This is a genomic window from Pseudomonas sp. RIT-PI-r (assembly GCF_001297015.1).
Taxonomy (GTDB): Bacteria; Pseudomonadota; Gammaproteobacteria; order Pseudomonadales; family Pseudomonadaceae; genus Aquipseudomonas.
Genome location: NZ_LIGE01000005.1, coordinates 29,974 through 47,478, shown reverse-complemented (window position 1 = coordinate 47,478; position 17,505 = coordinate 29,974). Strand labels below are relative to the sequence as shown.

Below are 17,505 nucleotides of genomic sequence, written 5' to 3'. Positions count from 1 at the left end.
TTTCTCAACCTCGTCATAACAACCCTAAGATCACGTCATAACTCGTTATAACAAGTGATCCCGTGATGACCGATAACGTTCTCTCCCTCAGTAGCGTTCCGCTGCACACCCAACTGCGCGATGTCCTCCGTGCGCGAATTCTCGATGGCGAATACCCGCAAGACAGCCAGATGCCTTCCGAAAGCGAACTCGGTGCGCTGTTCAAAGTCAGCCGCATCACCGTGCGTCAGGCGCTCGGCGATCTGCAAAAGGAAGGGCTGATCTTCAAGATCCACGGCAAAGGCACCTTCGTCGCCAAGCCGAAAACCTTTCAAAACGTCAGCAGCCTGCAAGGCCTCGCCGAGTCCATGACCGGCCGTGGCTACGAGGTGATCAACCGCCTGCGCAGTTTCAAATTCATCCCCGCCGACAAGCGTGTCGCCGAACGTTTGCAGGTCGCCGAGGGCGAGATCGTCACGCAAATCAAACGCGTACGGCTGATCAACCGTGAGCCGATCTCGCTGGAAATCACCTACCTGCCCAAAGCCGTCGGCGAGCGCCTGGAGAAGGCTGATCTGGTCACCCGCGACATCTTCCTGATCCTCGAAAATGACTGCGGCATCGCCCTCGGCCACGCCGATCTGGCCATCGACGCGGTGCTCGCCGACAGCGACTTGACCCAGGCGCTGAACGTCGAGGCCGGCTCGCCGATCATGCGCATCGAGCGTCTGACCCACGACGCGCAAGGCCAGCCGCTGGACTTCGAATACCTTTACTACCGTGGCGATGCGTTCCAGTACCGCCTGCGGATCGACCGGCAAAAAGGGGAGCAGGCATGACCCGCAACGTGCTTGAACAGGAATACGACATCGTCGTCATCGGCGGCGGCACTGCCGGGCCGATGGCCGCGATCAAGGCCAAAGAAAACAACCGTGATCTGCGCGTGTTGCTGGTCGACAAGGCCAACGTCAAACGCAGCGGCGCGATCAGCATGGGCATGGACGGTCTGAACAACGCGATCATTCCCGGCCACTCGACGCCTGAGCAGTACACCAAGGAAATCACCATCGCCAACGACGGCATCGTCAATCAGGCCGCCGTTTACGCTTACGCCACTCACAGCTTTGAAACCATCGAACAGCTTGATCGCTGGGGCGTGAAGTTCGAGAAGGACGAAACCGGCGATTACGCGGTTAAAAAAGTCCACCACATGGGCGCCTACGTGCTGCCGATGCCGGAAGGGCACGACATCAAAAAGGTCCTTTATCGCCAGTTGAAACGCGCCCGGGTGAGCATCACCAATCGCCTCGTCTGCACGCGGTTGCTGACTGACGAGGAGGGCGCCGTCAACGGTGTGATGGGCTTCGATTGCCGCACCGCCGACTTCCATGTGATCAAGGCCAAAGCGGTGATCCTCGCCTGCGGTGCTGCCGGACGCCTGGGTTTGCCGTCGTCGGGCTACCTGATGGGCACCTACGAAAACCCGACCAACGCCGGCGACGGCTACGCGATGGCCTATCACGCCGGCGCCGAACTGGCCAACCTCGAATGCTTCCAGATCAACCCGTTGATCAAGGATTACAACGGCCCGGCCTGCGCCTACGTCACCGGCCCGCTGGGCGGCTACACCGCGAACAACAAGGGCGAACGCTTCATCGAGTGCGACTACTGGAGCGGGCAGATGATGTGGGAGTTCCACCAGGAACTGGAGAGCGGCAACGGCCCGGTGTTTCTCAAGCTCGATCACCTGGCCGAAGAAACCATCCAGAACATCGAGGAAATCCTGCACAGCAATGAGCGCCCGAGTCGCGGCCAGTTCCACGCCAATCGCGGCACCGACTACCGCACGCAAATGGTCGAAATGCACATCTCCGAAATCGGTTTTTGCAGCGGCCACTCGGCGTCTGGCGTGTGGGTCAACGAACGCGCCGAGACGTCGGTGAAAGGCTTGTATTCGGCGGGTGACATGGCTGCCGTGCCGCACAACTACATGCTCGGCGCCTTCACCTACGGCTGGTTTGCCGGGAACAACGCCGCCGATTTTGTCGCTGGGCGCGAGTTTTCTGCGCTGGATAACGAGCAGATCGAGAAGGAGAAGGCACGGGTCTATGCACCGCTGGATCGCGAACACGGTCTGCCGCCAGCACAGGTCGAGTACAAGCTGCGGCGCTTCGTCAACGATTACCTGCAGCCGCCGAAAGTGACCAAAAAGATGCAGATCGGTCTACAGCGCTTCAGCGACATCGAACGCGATCTCGATCAGATGAAAGCCAACAACGCCCATGAACTGATGCGCGCCATGGAAACCAGCGTGATCCGCGACTGCGCCGAAATGGCCGCCCGTGCCTCGTTGTTCCGCGCCGAAAGCCGCTGGGGTTTGTACCACTATCGCGTCGACCACCCGCAGCGCAACGATAGCGAATGGTTCTGCCATTGCCATCTGAAGAAGGGCGACGACGGCCAGATGACCAGTTTCAAGAAAGCCGTCGAACCTTACATCATTCCGCTCGATGCTGAAGAAATGCAGGCCTACGACCGCTTGCGGGTCGGCGCTTTCGCCGCTTGATGCACTACTAAAAGAGAGTCCGAACCATGGCCTATCAAGCTCAGGAAGTCTTCTTCCGCTCCAACGCGCCCGTCACCGTGGACGAGGACAAATGCATCGCCGAAAAGGGCTGCACCGTGTGCGTGGATGTCTGCCCGATGGACTTGCTGGCGATCAATCCGGCAACGCAGAAGGCCTACATGGCGTTCGACGAATGCTGGTACTGCATGCCGTGCGAGAAGGATTGCCCGACGGGCGCCGTCAAAGTCGACATTCCCTATTTATTGCGTTGATTGAAAGGGCCTCATCGCTGGCAAGCCAGCTCCCACAGGTTTCTCGGCTGTTTGCAAAATTTAGGTCCCACCGCAAATCCCTGTGGGAGCTGCGGTGCGACGATTCGACTTGCCAGCGATGAGGCCGGCCCAGATACCGCAAAGCCATCCGGAAACACCGGACGCTGGATTCACCGAAAACCCCTCGTTTCCCACCGCGCCCTGATCGCGGCGGAGACGAACTCAAATAAATGATTCGAGGGGAAACAACCATGTTGCGTGCAGCAATCGCCGGTCTGGTACTGGCTTCGTTCACTTTGTCGGCCTCGGCTGAAACCATCCGCATCGCCATCGGCACCCAGGACACCACCATCAATTGCGCCGCTGGCGGCTTGTTGATTCGTGAACTGGGCCTGCTCGACAAATACCTGCCCCACGACGGCCCCTACAAAGACGCGAAGTACGACGTGCAGTGGAAGAACTTCACCAGCGGCGCACCGCTGACCAACGAGATGGTCGCCGGCAAACTCGACTTCGGTGCCATGGCTGATTTCCCCGGCGCATTCAACGGCGTCGCTTTTGAAACCGCCGGCAAGCACAGCCTGTTCATCAGCGTGCTGTCGGGGAGCATCAAGGGCAGCGGCAACGGCATCGTCGTGCCGAGCGCGTCCGGCGTGCAGGCGCTCAGCGAACTCAAAGGCAAGACGATTTCCGTGCCGTTCGCCTCCACCGCCCACGGCATGCTGCTGCGTGCCGTGGCGGCGCAGGGCTGGGATCCGCTCAAGGATGTCAACATCATCGCCCAGCCGCCGGAAGTCGCCGGCTCGGCGTTGCAGGCCGGCAAGATCGACGCCCACGCCGATTTTGTGCCGTTCGCCGAACTGTTCCCGAGCCGGGGTTTCGCCCGCAAGATTTATGACGGTGCTCAGGCGAATGCGCCGACGTTCCACGGTGCGCTGGTGGATCAGGCGTATGCGAAGAAGTACCCGGAAGTCGTCGTCGCTTACCTGCGCGCGAGTATCGAGGCCAATCAGTTGCTGGCGGCGGAGCCGGAGAAATACAGCGAGCTGATCGCCAAAGTGACCGGCGTCGATGCTGAGGTGAACTACCTGTTCCACGGCCCGCTCGGCGTACAGACCCGCGACCTGAGCTGGAAGCCGGAATATCGCCAGGCGGTGGGCACCGCGATTGATACGTTGAAGCTGCTGAAGAAGGCTGATCGCGGGCTTGATCTGAACAACTTCATTGACGACCAATACATCCGTGCGGCGTTCAAGGCGTCGAACCTGGATTACACGGCGCAACTGGCGAACTACGCGCAGACGCCGTTGCAGGCGACGGATGCGGCGACCGGTAAAGCGATTACTGACTTCAGCCATGTCGCGGAAATCTGGGTGCGCGGCGAAGACAAGGTGCGCCAATACGCCTCGGCGCAAGAGGCGTTCACGGCGCTGGCGGCGTTGAAGCAGGAAGGCAAAAACGTCCGTGCGGTTTATGCGCAGGCCAGTGACAGCGGGATCAAGTTGCTGGCTGAGCAGGCGTGGTTTGCCAGTGATGCGAAGGGACGGTTGAGTGCGTTTTTGCTCAAGGGGCAGGCTCAGCAATTTGCCTCGGCGCAGGGTGGCAAGGTTTTTGATTTCACTGATGCCACTACCCAGGCGGTTGCTGCTCGTTAGTTGAAGATCAAGAGCCCCTCACCCTAGCCCTCTCCCAAAGGGAGAGGGGACTGACCGCGGTGTTTGGACTAGCTACGCCGACCTGAAATACCGAGTCGAACTCAGGTTTGAAAGGTATGAAGATCGGCTCCTTCTTGAGCCGAACTCAGGTTTGAAAGGTATGAAGATCGGCTCCTTCTTGAGTCGAACTCAGGTTTGAAAGGTATGAAGATCGGCTCCTTCTTGAGCCGAACTCAGGTTTTGAAAAACGTGAAGATCGGCTCCCTTTCCCCCTCGCCCCCTTGGGGGAGAGGGCTGGGGTGAGGGGGTAGATCTCAGCCATCACACAGCTCCACAACCGGAAACCTGCTCCATGAAAACACCCACCCTACGCTGGACATCAAGAGCCGCCTCACTGCTGCTCTGCCTGCTGTTTTGGCAACTCGCCGCCAGCCATCACTGGAACCTCGGCCTCATCACCTTTGCCAACGTGCCAACCCCTTTGGCCGTGGTAGAAGCAGCGCTGGGCCTCGGCGACTCCGGCAAGCTCCTGCAACACCTGACTGCCAGCCTCAGCCGCGTCTTCGCCGGCTATCTCACTGCGCTCGTCATCGGCATCGCCTTGGGCCTCGCCATCGGTCGCTCAAAATGGGCCGAAGACCTGCTGCTGCCACCGCTGGAAGTCCTGCGCCCAATCCCCGCCGTTGCGTGGATCCCGTTGGCGATCCTGATGTTTCCGTCCTCGGAACTGTCGATGGTCTTCATCACCTTCACCGGTGCACTGTTCCCGATCCTGCTCAACACCGTGCACGGCGTCGAAGGTGTCGATCCACGCCTGATCGCCTCGGCAAAAAGCCTCGGGGCAGGGCGCCGCGCGATTCTGCTGGAAGTGATTTTGCCCGGCGCCGCGCCGAGCATCATCACCGGTCTGGCGATCGGCATGGGTACTTCGTGGTTCTGTCTGGTGACTGCAGAAATGATCTCCGGCCAGTTCGGCATCGGCTATTACACCTGGGAGTCCTACACCATTCAGAACTACGCCGACATCGTCGTCGGCATGCTCCTGATCGGGGTGTTGGGCATGGGCAGCAGTCTGCTGATCAAACGTCTGGGCGGGTTGTTCACGCCCTGGCATCGACCGCGAGGAAAAGCCTGATGAGCGCGATGCAAACTCCGGAAGGGCGGATCGACATCCGCCAATTGTCCATCGTCCTCGGCCAGGGAAGTGAAGCGTTCGAAGCGGTGCGAGAACTCGATTGCCAGATCGAGTCGGGCCAGTTCGTGTGCATTCTCGGCCCCTCCGGTTGCGGCAAATCGACCTTGCTCGGCGCTTTGGCCGGGCATCTGAATGCGCACGCCGGCAGCCTGAAAGTCGATGGCGCGGCAGTGTCCGGCCCGTCGCCGCAGCGCGGCATGGTGTTCCAGCATCACACGCTGTTTCCGTGGCGCACGGTGCGCGACAACGTCGCTTTCGGCCTGAAGATGCGTGGCATCGGCAAAGCCGAGCGTCATCGTGCTGCCGACGACATCCTCAAACTGGTCGGCCTCGAAGGTTTCGCCGAACGCTGGCCTGATCAACTCTCCGGCGGCATGCAGCAACGCGTCGAAATCGCCCGTGTGCTGGTCAATCGCCCGCGCCTGTTACTGATGGACGAGCCATTCGGCGCGCTGGATGCGCTGACCCGTTTGAACATGCAGGAACTGCTGCTGGACATCTGGACGCGCATCCGCACCACCGTGGTGTTCGTCACTCACGACATCGACGAGGCGCTGTTCCTCGCTGACCGCTTGCTGGTGATGAGCGCGCGACCGGGGCGGATCATCGAAGATTTACGCCTCGACTTTACCCGACCGCGCACCAGTGAACTGGTGACCAGTCCTGAATTCTCCCGCCTCAAGCGCCACTGCCTCGACCTGTTGCGCCACGACAACGACCGACCGCTGCCGCGCCTTAATCCGCTTGGCCTGCCTCCCGAAAACCCTTTGCCGCGATTTGCCCTATGACCTCTATTTTTGCTGTGACCGATAACCAAGACATTCTTGCCCTGCAACCACGCCTGACCGCTGACGACGCCGCTGTACGACGTATTGCCCTGATCGATCTGGCAGATCTGGAAGAGCCGGATGGCCTGCTCTGGCTGGTTGATCGCCTGAGGCAAGATCCCGCCCAGGAAGTTCGCGCTGAAGCCGCGCGGTTGCTTGAAGCCTGGGAGGATGAAACGGTTGTACAAGCCTTGTGCGAGGCGCTGACCGATTCGTCATCCGCCGTGCAATCGGCTGCCGCGCAGAGCCTCAGTTTGCTCAAGACTGAAGCGGCGGGGCGGGTGATTCTGCCGTGGACCGATCATGCTGATGTGAGCGTGCGCATTGCCGCGTTCCGTGCTTTGCGCGAGTTGCGTTTCGCTGATGCCGCGCCGGCGGCCGTCGCAGCATTGAACGATGCCGACGCCAACGTGCGCCGCGAAGCTGTTGGCGTGCTCGGTTGGCTCAAGCAACTCGACGCACTGTCTGCCTTGGCGCGATTGGCCAGCGACGATCCGGACACCGAAGTACGCCGCGCCGCCACCGGTGCTCTCGGTTTGGCCTCCAGCGCTGAAGTCCTCCCGGCCCTACGCCAGGCCTTGCAGGACAACGCCTGGCAAGTGCGCGAAGAAGCCGCAACGACACTGGGCAAAGTCGGCCACCGCGACGCCGGCCCGGCGCTGGTCGAAGCGCTGAGCGATGACTACTGGCAAGTACGCCTGCGCGCCACTCGCAGCCTCGGCCGTTTGCAATTTGCCCCGGCGCTGGACGCCCTGATCGACACCCTCGGCCATCGCATCAGCAACCTGCGAAAAGAGGCCGCGCTGGCCTTGGGTGAACTGAATGATCGTGGTGCCGTCGCTGCATTGCAGGCCGCGCAGGACGACGGCGACCCGGAAGTGCGCAAAGCCGTGCGCATTGCCCTGAGTCAGTTGCAATGAACCCGCTGTCAGTCGGTAACTCGCAAAGCGAGCAAACCCTTCGGCTGACTTGGCCTGACGGGCACGAACAACAACTTAACCACGCCGAGCTGCGCCGCCAGTGCCCGTGCTCGCAATGCCGCGCGTTTCGCCTCAAGGGCCTGACGCCGCTGGTCGATGACCGCGTGCGCCTGATCGAACTCAATCCCCAGGGCTACGGCGTGCAACTGGTGTTCAGCGACGGCCACCAGCGCGGCATCTACCCGTGGGCCTATCTGGCAAACCTCAATTCCTGATACACCACAATCTCCTGTAGGAGTGAGCCTGCTCGCGATAGCGGTATGTCATTCAACAATGATGTTGCCTTATCCACCGCTATCGCGAGCAGGCTCACTCCTACAGGGGGATTTCGGTGGGTCAGAAGGATTTGCTGAGGCTGGCGACGACGGTGGCAGTGCAGACGTCTTTGAAACCCCAATTGCTCAGACATTGGGTTTGTGAAAGATCGGTATCGATGTAGCTCAACCCCAGCACCACCCCGGCCAGATTGTGGGTGAGTTTGACCTCCCATTCGCGGTACGACTCTTCAGCGCTGCCCGACGCCGAGTACAAATGCGCATCCTTGAAATCCATATTGCCGTAACGCAGCTTCAGACCTGAATCAAACGGCAACTCGGTTTCATAACCGATGTAGCTGTACAGCGAACTCTGTTTGCTATCGATCCCCGGTGCATCGCTGGAGTAATACGCCGCCAGTTTCACCCCGTAAACCCCGAGAATCCCGTAAACCTCGCTCTGGTTGAACTGGCTTTCCTTGGGGTAGGCGTACTTGATGTAACCCAGATCGAGACTGACATCCTCGGTCGCCTGCCACAGCCAGCCGCCGTAGTAATCGACTTCCTGACGGGTTTTCAGCCCGCCGCCGAAATCGACATTCGAGCTCCACGCGCCGAGGTACAGGCCGCTGCTGTGAGCGAGGGTCAGACCGGCCTGCACCGCCGGGTCGTTTTGCGTTTGCGAGATGCCGCGAGTGCGGTAATCGCTGGCCAGGGTCAGGTCGACCAACAGCGCAAAGTCATCGTTCAAGGGGATCGCTTGGCTGCTCAACGGCAGCGCGCTCAACAAACTCAGGGCGAACAGGGGCAAGGCTTTCATGTGAAGTCCCGATGTTGTGATTATTTTTGGGCAGAAAGAGAACTGCGGGGGGATTCGATTTCGACCACCCTCACAGACCCTGTGGGAGCGAGCCTGCTCGCGAAAGCGGTGGTTCATTCAGCATTGATGGCGACTGATACGCCGCCTTCGCGAGCAGGCTCGCTCCCACAGGGGAACAGTGTTGTTATTGGGTGGCGGTGTAGACCTGACGACCGCCGAACCAGGTTTGCAAAACCTGGGTGTCATGCAGGGCCTTGTTGTCGACGCTGAACACGTCGCGGTCGAGGACGATAAAATCAGCCTGCTTGCCCGGCGTCAGCGAGCCAATCTGCTGCTCCAGGCCAATCGTTCGTGCCGCGTTGACGGTGTAGGCGTAGAACATCGTTTCGCGATCCAGACGTTCATCGGCATTGAGCACGCCCAACGGGCCGACGCGGGTGATCGCCTGGGCCATGGCATTGAACGGATTCGGCGTCGACACCGGCCAGTCACTCGCGCCGGCAATCGTCGCGCCCTGTTTGAGCAGCGAATGCGCCGGGTACTGATAGCGAAAGGCGAGGGCGCTGACGTAGGGCTTGATCATGTCGGTGGTGTAGTCATCGGCACTGGCCCACAGCAGTTGCATTGAGGCGATGACATTGAGCGGTTTGAAGCGGGCGAACTCTTTCGGGTTGACCATTTGCAGGTGAGTGATCGAGTGGGTCACGCCGCTCTGGCGATCCTTGCGCGCCTGAGCGATGCCGTTCAGCGACTCACGCACGGCGCGGTCGCCGATCGCATGGATATGCACCAGCCAGCCGCGCTGATCGATGGCGCTGACCAGTTCGCCGAAATGCTGCGGGTCGATTAGCAGTTCGCCCTGTTTGTGCGAGTTGCTGTACGGATCAATCATCGCCGCGCTCTGCGCCGGGAATTCGATCACGCCATCGGCGAAGATCTTGATCCCGGGCAGCGTCAGGTTGGGGATGCCCTGAAATTGCTGGCGCACCTTGTCCAGCGTATCGAGGTCGGCGGGCACGCTTTTCGGGTTGGCTACCAGCAGCGCCGCGACGTGCACGCTCATGTCGCCGCTTTGCGACAGCGCTTTATAAGCCGGCAGCACGCCGACGGTTTTTTCGGTCGGCTTGAGCGCGAACACTGCTTCGCCCGGTGCGGCGTTGGCGGCCGGGTCCATCCAGGCGGTGATGCCGAGGCTGTTGTTGTAGCGCACCGCTGATTTGGCGGCGTTGAGCATGTCGGCGGGGCTCGGCACCGGCATTTTCGAGGCGACCCGATCCCATCCGGCGTCGACCACAAAACCGTTCGGCTCGCCACTGGCCAGTTTGCCGATGGTGTCTTTTTCCGCATCGGGCAGGGTTTTCAGCAGCGCCGCGTCAATCCCGGCACGCTTGAGCATGACGTTGTTGGCCCATGCCGTGTGGTGGTCGCTGCCGATAAACACCACCGGCACATTGGCCCATTCGCCGCTATTGAAGGTGTTGCCCAAGGCTTCGGCTTGCGCCCAATAAGCCGAACTCATGCCGGCAATGCTCAGCACGTCGCCATGTTTGGCCTTGCCGTCTTCACGCCAGTCGCGCAGGCGTTTTTGCAGTTCGTCGAGGCCGACGACTTCGTCTTCCATGTTCGCCGAGACCATTTCCAGACCGCCGAAAATCGCGTGGGAATGGCTGTCGATCAGGCCGGGCATCAGCGCTTTGCCCTTGAGGTCGATGACTTTTGTGGCGGGTTCGATCAAGGCTTTGATCTGTGCGTCGCTGCCGACTTTCAGCACTTTGCCGTTCTCTACGGCCAGTGCTTGCACCTTGGGTTGCGCGCGGTCGGCGGTGAAAATCTTGCCGTTGAGCAGCACCAGATCGGTGGCGGCCATGGCTTCCATCGAGGCAAAACTTACAGCGGCTGCCAACAGACTCGGGATGAATCTTTTCATTGAAGATTTCCTTGTTATTGCGTCTGATGGCGAGATTAGTGGCTGGCAGCGGCTGACAGAACGCCTCCCGCACGAAAAACGTTTTTGCCTGAATGGAAAAAGCATGGACAAGTTGGGTGCATTGAAAATGTTCGTGGTCACCGCGCAGCTCGGCAGTTTCAGCCGCGCCGCCGAGCAGTTGGGCAAGACCCCGTCGGCGCTGACGAAAGCGGTCAATCACCTGGAAGCGGAGCTGGGCGCACGGCTGTTCGAGCGCAGCACACGGCGGATTTTGCTCACCGAAATCGGCCGGGTGTACCTGGAAACCGCGCGGCTGGTGTTGCAGCGGCTCGATGAGGCCAGCGAGGAAATCGAACAGTTACAACACGGCTTGCGCGGCAGCCTGAAAATCACCGCGCCGCTGGCGTATGGGCGGGCGTTTCTCGATCAGGTGTGTGACGGATTTTTGCAGCAATACCCGCAGATCAGTTTGCAAGTGGATCTGTGCGATGCCTTCGTCAATCTGCTGGAAAGTGGCTACGACCTGGCGCTGCGCGAGGGCCACGATGATTTGCCGGGGTTGATTGCGCGGGTGGTGGGCAGCAATCGCCTGGCCCTGTGTGGCAGCCCGGAGTATCTGGCGCGCAAGGGCTTGCCGGTCAATCCGCAGACCCTTGAACAGCATGAATGGCTGCTCTATCAGCATCCGTTGCTCAGCCGCGAATTCTGGTGGGCCGAGCGCGACGGGCAGCGCTTGAGCCTGGCGCAACCGACGGCGCCGCTGTTGCGCAGCGATAATTACGATTTGTTGCTGGCGAGTGCTCTGGCCGGGCGCGGTTTGCTGCACACGCCGCTGTGGAGCGCCGCGCCGTACATTGCCGACGGGCGATTGGTGCGGGTAATGGCGGATTACGAGATCGACCCGGACACCTTTGGCCCGCACATTCTCGCGGTGTACCCGAGTCATCGACGGGCCACGGCGAAGGTCGTTGCCTTCATCGATTACATCTCAGCATTTCTCGCAGAACGCGGCCTGAGCTAACCCCCCCGCACTGATCGTACTGATCGTTCCCACGCTCTGCGTGGGAATGCCTCTAGGGACGCTCTGCGTCCAGTGACGCGGAGCGTCACGGGCTGCATTCCCACGCAGAGCGTGGGAACGATCAGCGTGGGGGGGGCCGACTGGCGGCGCTTGTCAGGAAAAAGCCAAAAGAGTACAAATGTACTCCATGACGAACCTCACTCCCCGCCGTACCGCCATCCTGACCTTCATCCGCGATCGCATCGCCGAACACGGTCAGCCCCCAAGCCTCGCTGAAATCAGCGAGGCTTTTGGTTTTGCCTCGCGCAGCGTGGCGCGCAAGCACGTGCTCGCGCTGACCGAAGCCGGTTTTATCGAGGTCAACCCGAATCAGGCCCGGGGCATTCGTTTGCTCGGGCAACCGCCGCGCCCGGAACTGCTCGACATTCCTGTGCTCGGCCGCGTCGCAGCCGGTGCGCCGATTGGTGCCGATGCCGACATCCATAGCCGCTTGCTGCTCGACCCGGCACTGTTCTCGCGCACACCCGATTACATGCTGCGGGTGCAGGGCGATTCGATGATCGAGGACGGCATTCTCGACGGCGATCTGGTCGGTGTGCGACGCAATCCCGAGGCGCTCAACGGCCAGATCGTCGTGGCGCGGCTCGACGGTGAAGTCACCATCAAACGCTTCGAACGGCTCGGCGATGAAGTGCGGCTGTTGCCGCGCAACCCGGCGTACCAGCCGATTGTCGTGCGCGACGATCAGGACCTGGCCATCGAAGGGGGGTTCTGCGGTCTGGTGAGGCAAGGCTGATGGGCGCCGTCGTTGCGTTGGATACGCTGTTCAATGGCGGCCAGGTCTGGAAGGGCCGGCCTGCGCCACCGGCTGCCAGCCCGCAGCCGACCGGGCATGCGGCGCTGGACGCGGCACTGCCCAGCGGTGGCTGGCCGGAAGCGGCGCTGAGCGAAATCCTCTTGGCCGGCCCCGGTGTTGGCGAGCTGCAACTGGTCTGGCCAACGCTGGCGCGGTTGGCGGCGGCGGGTGAGCGCATTGTGCTGGTGGCGCCGCCGTTCGTGCCGTACCCGCAAGCGTGGGAAAACGCCGGGGTCGATCTGCGCCAGTTGTCGGTGATTCAGGCCTCTGAGCGCGATGCCTTGTGGGCGGCGGAACAGTGCCTGCGTTCGGGCAGTTGCGGCGCCGTACTGTGTTGGCCGCACAAGGCCGATGACCGTGCGTTGCGGCGTTTGCAGGTGGCGGCGGAAACCGGCCAGACCCTGGCATTTGCCTGGCGCCCGTTGAGCGAAGCGGTCAACCCGTCACCGGCGGCGTTGCGCATCGCCATCGACGCCAAACCTGCACAGTTGCGCGTCCTCAAGTGCCGTGGCGGACTCGCGCGTACGGCGCCGATTGCCTTTGCCGTGGGTCATTGAGGTCGCCATGCGCTGGGTCTGCATTCTATTCCCGCAATTGGCGCTGGACGCGGTGCTGCGTCAGCGTCCCGATCCCGATGAGCCGTTGGTGCTGCTCAGCGGCCCGGCCCAGCGCCGGGTGCTGCAAGCGGTCAATCCTGCCGCGCGCAAACTCGGTCTGCGCGCCGGCCAGTCGATGACTGCCGCCCAGGCCATGAGCAAGGGGTTTGCCACCGCTGATTACGAGGCTGCCGAGGTCGAGCACTGGCAGCAGTTTTTGGCCGCATGGGCCTACGGTTTCAGCGCGCAGGTCAGCGTGCATTACCCGCGCACCGTGGTGTTCGAGATCGAATCCAGCCTGGGCCTGTTCGGTTCCTGGGCGCAGTTCGAAGCGCGCCTGCGCAAGGAACTGACGGACTTGGGCTTTCGTCATCGCATCGTCGCCGCGCCGAATCCAGTGGCGGCGCGGGTGCTGGCCAATGCTTACGATGGATTGGTGGTGCCCGACGGCGAAGCCTTGCAGCATCACCTTGGCCAGTTGCCTGTCGACCGCGTCGGCCTGGAACCGAGTGTGGCTACAGCGTTGTCGCGTATGGGCCTGCGTAATCTCAGTCAGGTGCAGAGCTTGCCCCGTCAGGCACTGGCCCGACGTTTCGAAGCGCCGATGCTCAAGCACCTCGACACCCTGTTCGGCGCGCGCCCGTTGGCGCTGGCGTTTTACCTGCCGCCGGATCGTTTCGATGTGCGCATCGAGCTGAATTTCGACGTGCAATCGCATCAGGCGTTGCTGTTCCCGTTACGCCGTTTGACCGGCGATCTGTCGGCGTTCCTCTGCGGGCGTGACAGCGGCGTGCAGCGTTTCGATCTGCATCTGGAGCACGCCGGGTTGCCGGACAGCGTAATCAAGGTTGGCCTGCTCAGCGCCGAACGTGATCCGGCGATGCTGTTCGAACTGGCCCGTGGGCGGCTGGAGCAAGTGCAGGTCGAGGCACCCGTGCGCGGCTTTCGTCTGCGCGCCGAGGACCTGCCGAGCTTCGTCCCGCAGTTTCAGGAGCTGTTCGACGACCGTCCGCAGCAAACCTTGCCGTGGCAGCAGTTGCGCGAACGCTTGCGTGCACGCTTGGGCGATGACGCGGTGCAGGGGCTGCGTTTTCAGGCCGATCATCGGCCCGAGTGCGCATGGCAGAACGGCGTCGACAAACAGCGCTGCACTGCGTTGCCGGGCGTGCACCGTCCGGGCTGGTTGCTCGATGAACCGCAGAGCGTGCCGCAAGGTTCGGCGCGGATTCTCATGGGCCCGGAACGCATCGAGTCGGGCTGGTGGGACGGCGACGATGTGCGCCGCGATTATTACCTGATCCAGAACCGCGCCGGCCAACAGGGTTGGGCTTATCGCGCGGTGGGTGAGGGCGGTCCGTTGTGGCTGCAGGGCTGGTTTGCATGAACGACGGTTATGCCGAACTGCACTGCCTGTCGAACTTCAGTTTCCAGCGCGGTGCCTCCAGTGCGCTGGAACTGTTCCAGCGGGCGAAAAAGCATGGCTATCAGGCGCTGGCGATCACCGATGAATGCACGCTGGCCGGGATTGTGCGGGCGTGGCAAGCGGCGAAATCGGTTGAGCTGCCGCTGATCATCGGCAGTGAAGTGCGCATCGAAAACGGCCCGAAACTGGTGCTGCTGGTGGAGAACCTCGCCGGTTATCAGGCCTTGTGTGGCTTGATCACCCGCGCCCGACGACGCACGCAGAAAGGCCAGTATCAGGTGCTGCGCGAAGATTTCAGCGAGCCGCAACCGGGGCTGCTGGTGTTGTGGGTGCCGGATTCGCTTGAGCAGGTGGAAGAGGGCCGTTGGCTGAAACAGATCTTCGGCGAGCGCCTGTGGCTGGCGGTGCAGTTGCATCGCGGCCAGGACGATCAGCAGCGCTTGGCAAGGTTGTTGAGTCTGGCCGCCGAGTTGCAGATTCCGGCCGTGGCCAGCGGCGATGTGCACATGCACGCCCGAGGCCGACGCGCCTTGCAGGACACCATGACCGCGATCCGCCATCACGTGCCGGTGGCCGAGGCCGGGTTGCGCCTGCACCCCAATGGCGAGCGACATTTGCGCAGTGTCGAGGTGTTGCGCGAGTTGTATCCGCAGGCATTGCTCGACGAATCGGTGAATCTGGCGCGGCGCTGTACTTTCGATCTGGGCGAATTGCGGTATCAATATCCCAAGGAACTGGTGCCCGAGGGATATAGCGCCAGTTCCTGGCTGCGCCATCTGACCGAAGAAGGCATTGCCTGGCGCTGGCCCAAAGGCCCGCAAGCCAAGGTTCTCAAGCAGATCGACGATGAACTGCAACTGATCGCCGAGCTCGGTTATGAAAGCTACTTTCTCACTGTGCACGACGTGGTGCGCTTCGCCCGCGAGCAGCAGATTCTCTGTCAGGGTCGTGGCTCGGCGGCCAACTCGGCGGTGTGTTTTGCCTTGGGCATTACCGAAATCGACCCGGACCGCACCACGTTGCTGTTCGAACGCTTTATGTCCAAGGAGCGCAACGAACCGCCGGACATCGACGTCGACTTCGAACACGAACGCCGCGAAGAAGTCCTGCAATACGTGTTTCGCCGTTACGGTCGTGGTCGCGCGGCGCTGACCGCGGTGGTCAGTACTTACCACGCCGCCGGCGCCGTACGCGACGTGGCCAAGGCCTTGGGCCTGCCGCCGGATCAAATCAACGCACTGGCCGATTGCTGCGGCCACTGGAGCGATGAAACACCGCCGCTGGAACGCTTGCTCGAGGGAGGCTTCGATCCCGAAAGCCCGGTGCTGCGCCGCGTACTGAGCCTGACCGGGCAACTGATCGGCTTCCCCCGACACCTGTCGCAACACCCTGGCGGCTTCGTGATTTCCGAACAGCCGCTGGACACGCTGGTACCGGTCGAGAACGCGGCCATGGCCGAGCGCACGATCATTCAATGGGACAAGGACGACCTCGACGCGGTCGGCCTGCTCAAGGTGGATATCCTTGCCCTCGGCATGCTCAGTGCAATCCGTCGCTGCTTCGACTTGCTGCGTCGTCACCGCAATCTGGATCTGAGCCTGGCGAATATTCCGGCCGAAGACAAACCGACCTACGAGATGATCAGCCGCGCCGACACCATTGGCGTGTTCCAGATCGAGTCCCGCGCACAGATGTCGATGCTGCCACGCCTGAAACCGGCGAAGTTCTACGATTTGGTGATCGAGGTAGCCATCGTCCGCCCGGGGCCGATTCAGGGCGGGATGGTCCATCCGTATCTGCGCCGCCGCAATAAAGAAGAAGAGGAAACCTACCCGTCGCCGGAGCTGGAAGTGGTGCTCAAACGCACTCTCGGCGTACCGCTGTTTCAGGAACAGGTGATGCAGATCGCCATCGTCGCCGCCGATTACAGCCCAGGCGAGGCCGATCAGTTACGCCGCTCCATGGCTGCGTGGAAGCGCCACGGCGGCCTCGAACCGCACAAGGAGCGCCTCGCTGCGGGCATGAAGAAAAATGGCTACACGCCAGAATTCGCCGCGCAGATTTTCGAGCAGATCAAAGGCTTCGGCAGCTACGGCTTCCCCGAATCCCACGCTGCCAGTTTTGCCTTGCTGACGTACGCCAGTTGCTGGCTCAAGTGCCACGAACCGGCGGCGTTCGCTTGCGCGTTGATCAATAGCTGGCCGATGGGTTTCTACAGCCCGGATCAGATTCTCCAAGACGCGCGCCGGCATCAATTGCAGATTCGCCCGGTGGACGTGCGTGCCAGTGACTGGGATTGCAGCCTGGAAACCACCACGGCGGCGCAACCGGCAATTCGCATGGGCTTGCGGATGATCAAGGGCTTTCGCGAGGAGGACGCCCGGCGCATCGAAGCGGCGCGCTCGCGTGGGGCGTTTGCCGATGTCGCCGATCTTGGTGAACGCGCCGCGCTGGACAGCCGGGCGCAGGCGCTGTTGGCGGACTCCGGAGCGCTGCGCGGTTTGGCCGGGCACCGACATCGGGCGCGTTGGGAGGTGGCCGGGGTGCAGAAGCAGCTCGGATTATTTGCCGGGTTGCCCAGCCAGGAAGAACCCGACGTGGTGCTGCCAAAACCCAGCGTCGGCGAGGACCTGCACGCCGATTACGCTACGGTGGGCACCACACTGGGGCCGCATCCACTGGCGCTGTTGCGCGGCGAGTTGAAGGCGCGCCGCTGCCGCAGTTCGCAGGAGTTGCTCGACGTTGAACATGGCAGGCCGGTGAGCATTGCCGGGCTGGTCACCGGGCGCCAACGACCGGGGACTGCCAGCGGCGTGACGTTTGTGACGCTGGAAGATGAGTTCGGCAACGTCAACGTAGTGGTCTGGCGCGACCTGGCCGAGCGCCAACGGCAAGTGCTGGTCGGTTCGCAATTGCTCAGGGTCGATGGCCGCTGGGAGCGCGAAGGCGACGTGCGCCATCTGATCGCCGGCCGCTTGAGCGACCTCAGCCCATTGCTCAACGGCATCCGCGTGCAGAGTCGCGATTTCCATTAGCGCACCGACCCCTTGTCTGATCGTTCCCACGCTCTGCGTGGTAACGCCTCCCGTGACGCTCCGCGTCACAGCGGACGCGGAGCGTCCGTGGCTGCATTC

At 61.9% G+C, this 17,505-nt stretch carries 15 protein-coding genes; 13 read left to right on the top strand and 2 right to left on the bottom strand.

Annotation, left to right across the window (positions count from 1 at the left end; translation table 11 throughout):
* Positions 1–65 precede the first annotated feature (65 nt).
* From AK821_RS00905 to AK821_RS00870, 8 genes are all read left to right on the top strand, one after another.
* Positions 66–818, top strand: a complete 753-nt coding sequence (locus AK821_RS00905) for a GntR family transcriptional regulator (protein ID WP_064387712.1) — start codon at positions 66–68, stop codon at positions 816–818.
* Positions 815–2,545 carry a fumarate reductase/succinate dehydrogenase flavoprotein subunit gene (locus AK821_RS00900; protein ID WP_064387711.1) on the top strand — a complete coding sequence of 577 codons (1,731 nt, stop codon included), beginning with the start codon at positions 815–817 and terminating at the stop codon, positions 2,543–2,545. The genes AK821_RS00905 and AK821_RS00900 overlap by 4 nt, the downstream gene beginning before the upstream one ends.
* 26 nt (positions 2,546–2,571) lie before the next feature.
* Entirely contained in the window at positions 2,572–2,817 is a 246-nt protein-coding gene (locus AK821_RS00895) for a 4Fe-4S dicluster domain-containing protein (protein ID WP_064387710.1), read from the top strand.
* 251 nt (positions 2,818–3,068) lie between these two features.
* Positions 3,069–4,472, top strand: coding sequence for an ABC transporter substrate-binding protein (locus AK821_RS00890; protein WP_064387709.1), 1,404 nt, complete (start codon positions 3,069–3,071; stop codon positions 4,470–4,472).
* A 352-nt stretch (positions 4,473–4,824) separates the two neighbouring features.
* Positions 4,825–5,607, top strand: a complete 783-nt coding sequence (locus AK821_RS00885) for an ABC transporter permease (protein ID WP_064387708.1) — start codon at positions 4,825–4,827, stop codon at positions 5,605–5,607.
* Entirely contained in the window at positions 5,607–6,455 is an 849-nt protein-coding gene (locus tag AK821_RS00880) for an ABC transporter ATP-binding protein (protein ID WP_064387707.1), read from the top strand. Before AK821_RS00885 ends, AK821_RS00880 begins: the two co-directional genes overlap by 1 nt.
* Positions 6,452–7,414, top strand: coding sequence for a HEAT repeat domain-containing protein (locus tag AK821_RS00875; protein ID WP_064387706.1), 963 nt, complete (start codon positions 6,452–6,454; stop codon positions 7,412–7,414). Before AK821_RS00880 ends, AK821_RS00875 begins: the two co-directional genes overlap by 4 nt.
* Positions 7,411–7,689 (top strand): DUF971 domain-containing protein, encoded by a 279-nt coding sequence (locus AK821_RS00870; protein ID WP_064387705.1) that lies wholly within the window; start codon positions 7,411–7,413, stop codon positions 7,687–7,689. Before AK821_RS00875 ends, AK821_RS00870 begins: the two co-directional genes overlap by 4 nt.
* Positions 7,690–7,810: 121 nt before the next feature.
* Here AK821_RS00870 and AK821_RS00865 read toward each other — a convergent pair whose 3' ends face one another.
* Positions 7,811–8,548, bottom strand: coding sequence for a TorF family putative porin (locus AK821_RS00865; protein ID WP_064387704.1), 738 nt, complete (start codon positions 8,546–8,548; stop codon positions 7,811–7,813).
* A gap of 184 nt (positions 8,549–8,732) precedes the next feature.
* Entirely contained in the window at positions 8,733–10,475 is a 1,743-nt protein-coding gene (locus AK821_RS00860) for an amidohydrolase (protein ID WP_064387703.1), read from the bottom strand.
* A 103-nt stretch (positions 10,476–10,578) separates the two neighbouring features.
* Here AK821_RS00860 and AK821_RS00855 point away from each other — a divergent pair, with 103 nt between their 5' ends.
* The 5 genes from AK821_RS00855 (at position 10,579) to AK821_RS00835 (ending at position 17,406) form a co-directional block, all read left to right on the top strand.
* A complete protein-coding gene (locus AK821_RS00855) occupies positions 10,579–11,496 on the top strand; it encodes a LysR family transcriptional regulator (RefSeq protein ID WP_064387702.1) in 918 nt (305 codons plus the stop codon).
* A 178-nt stretch (positions 11,497–11,674) separates the two neighbouring features.
* Positions 11,675–12,292, top strand: coding sequence for a transcriptional repressor LexA (lexA, locus tag AK821_RS00850; RefSeq protein ID WP_064387701.1), 618 nt, complete (start codon positions 11,675–11,677; stop codon positions 12,290–12,292).
* Positions 12,292–12,909: a translesion DNA synthesis-associated protein ImuA gene (imuA, locus tag AK821_RS00845; RefSeq protein WP_064387700.1), complete on the top strand. Its 618-nt coding sequence runs from the start codon at positions 12,292–12,294 to the stop codon at positions 12,907–12,909. The genes lexA and imuA overlap by 1 nt, the downstream gene beginning before the upstream one ends.
* A gap of 7 nt (positions 12,910–12,916) precedes the next feature.
* Positions 12,917–14,332, top strand: a complete 1,416-nt coding sequence (locus AK821_RS00840; protein ID WP_064387699.1) for a Y-family DNA polymerase — start codon at positions 12,917–12,919, stop codon at positions 14,330–14,332.
* Positions 14,329–17,406, top strand: a complete 3,078-nt coding sequence (locus AK821_RS00835) for an error-prone DNA polymerase (RefSeq protein ID WP_064387698.1) — start codon at positions 14,329–14,331, stop codon at positions 17,404–17,406. Before AK821_RS00840 ends, AK821_RS00835 begins: the two co-directional genes overlap by 4 nt.
* Positions 17,407–17,505: the final 99 nt, after the last annotated feature.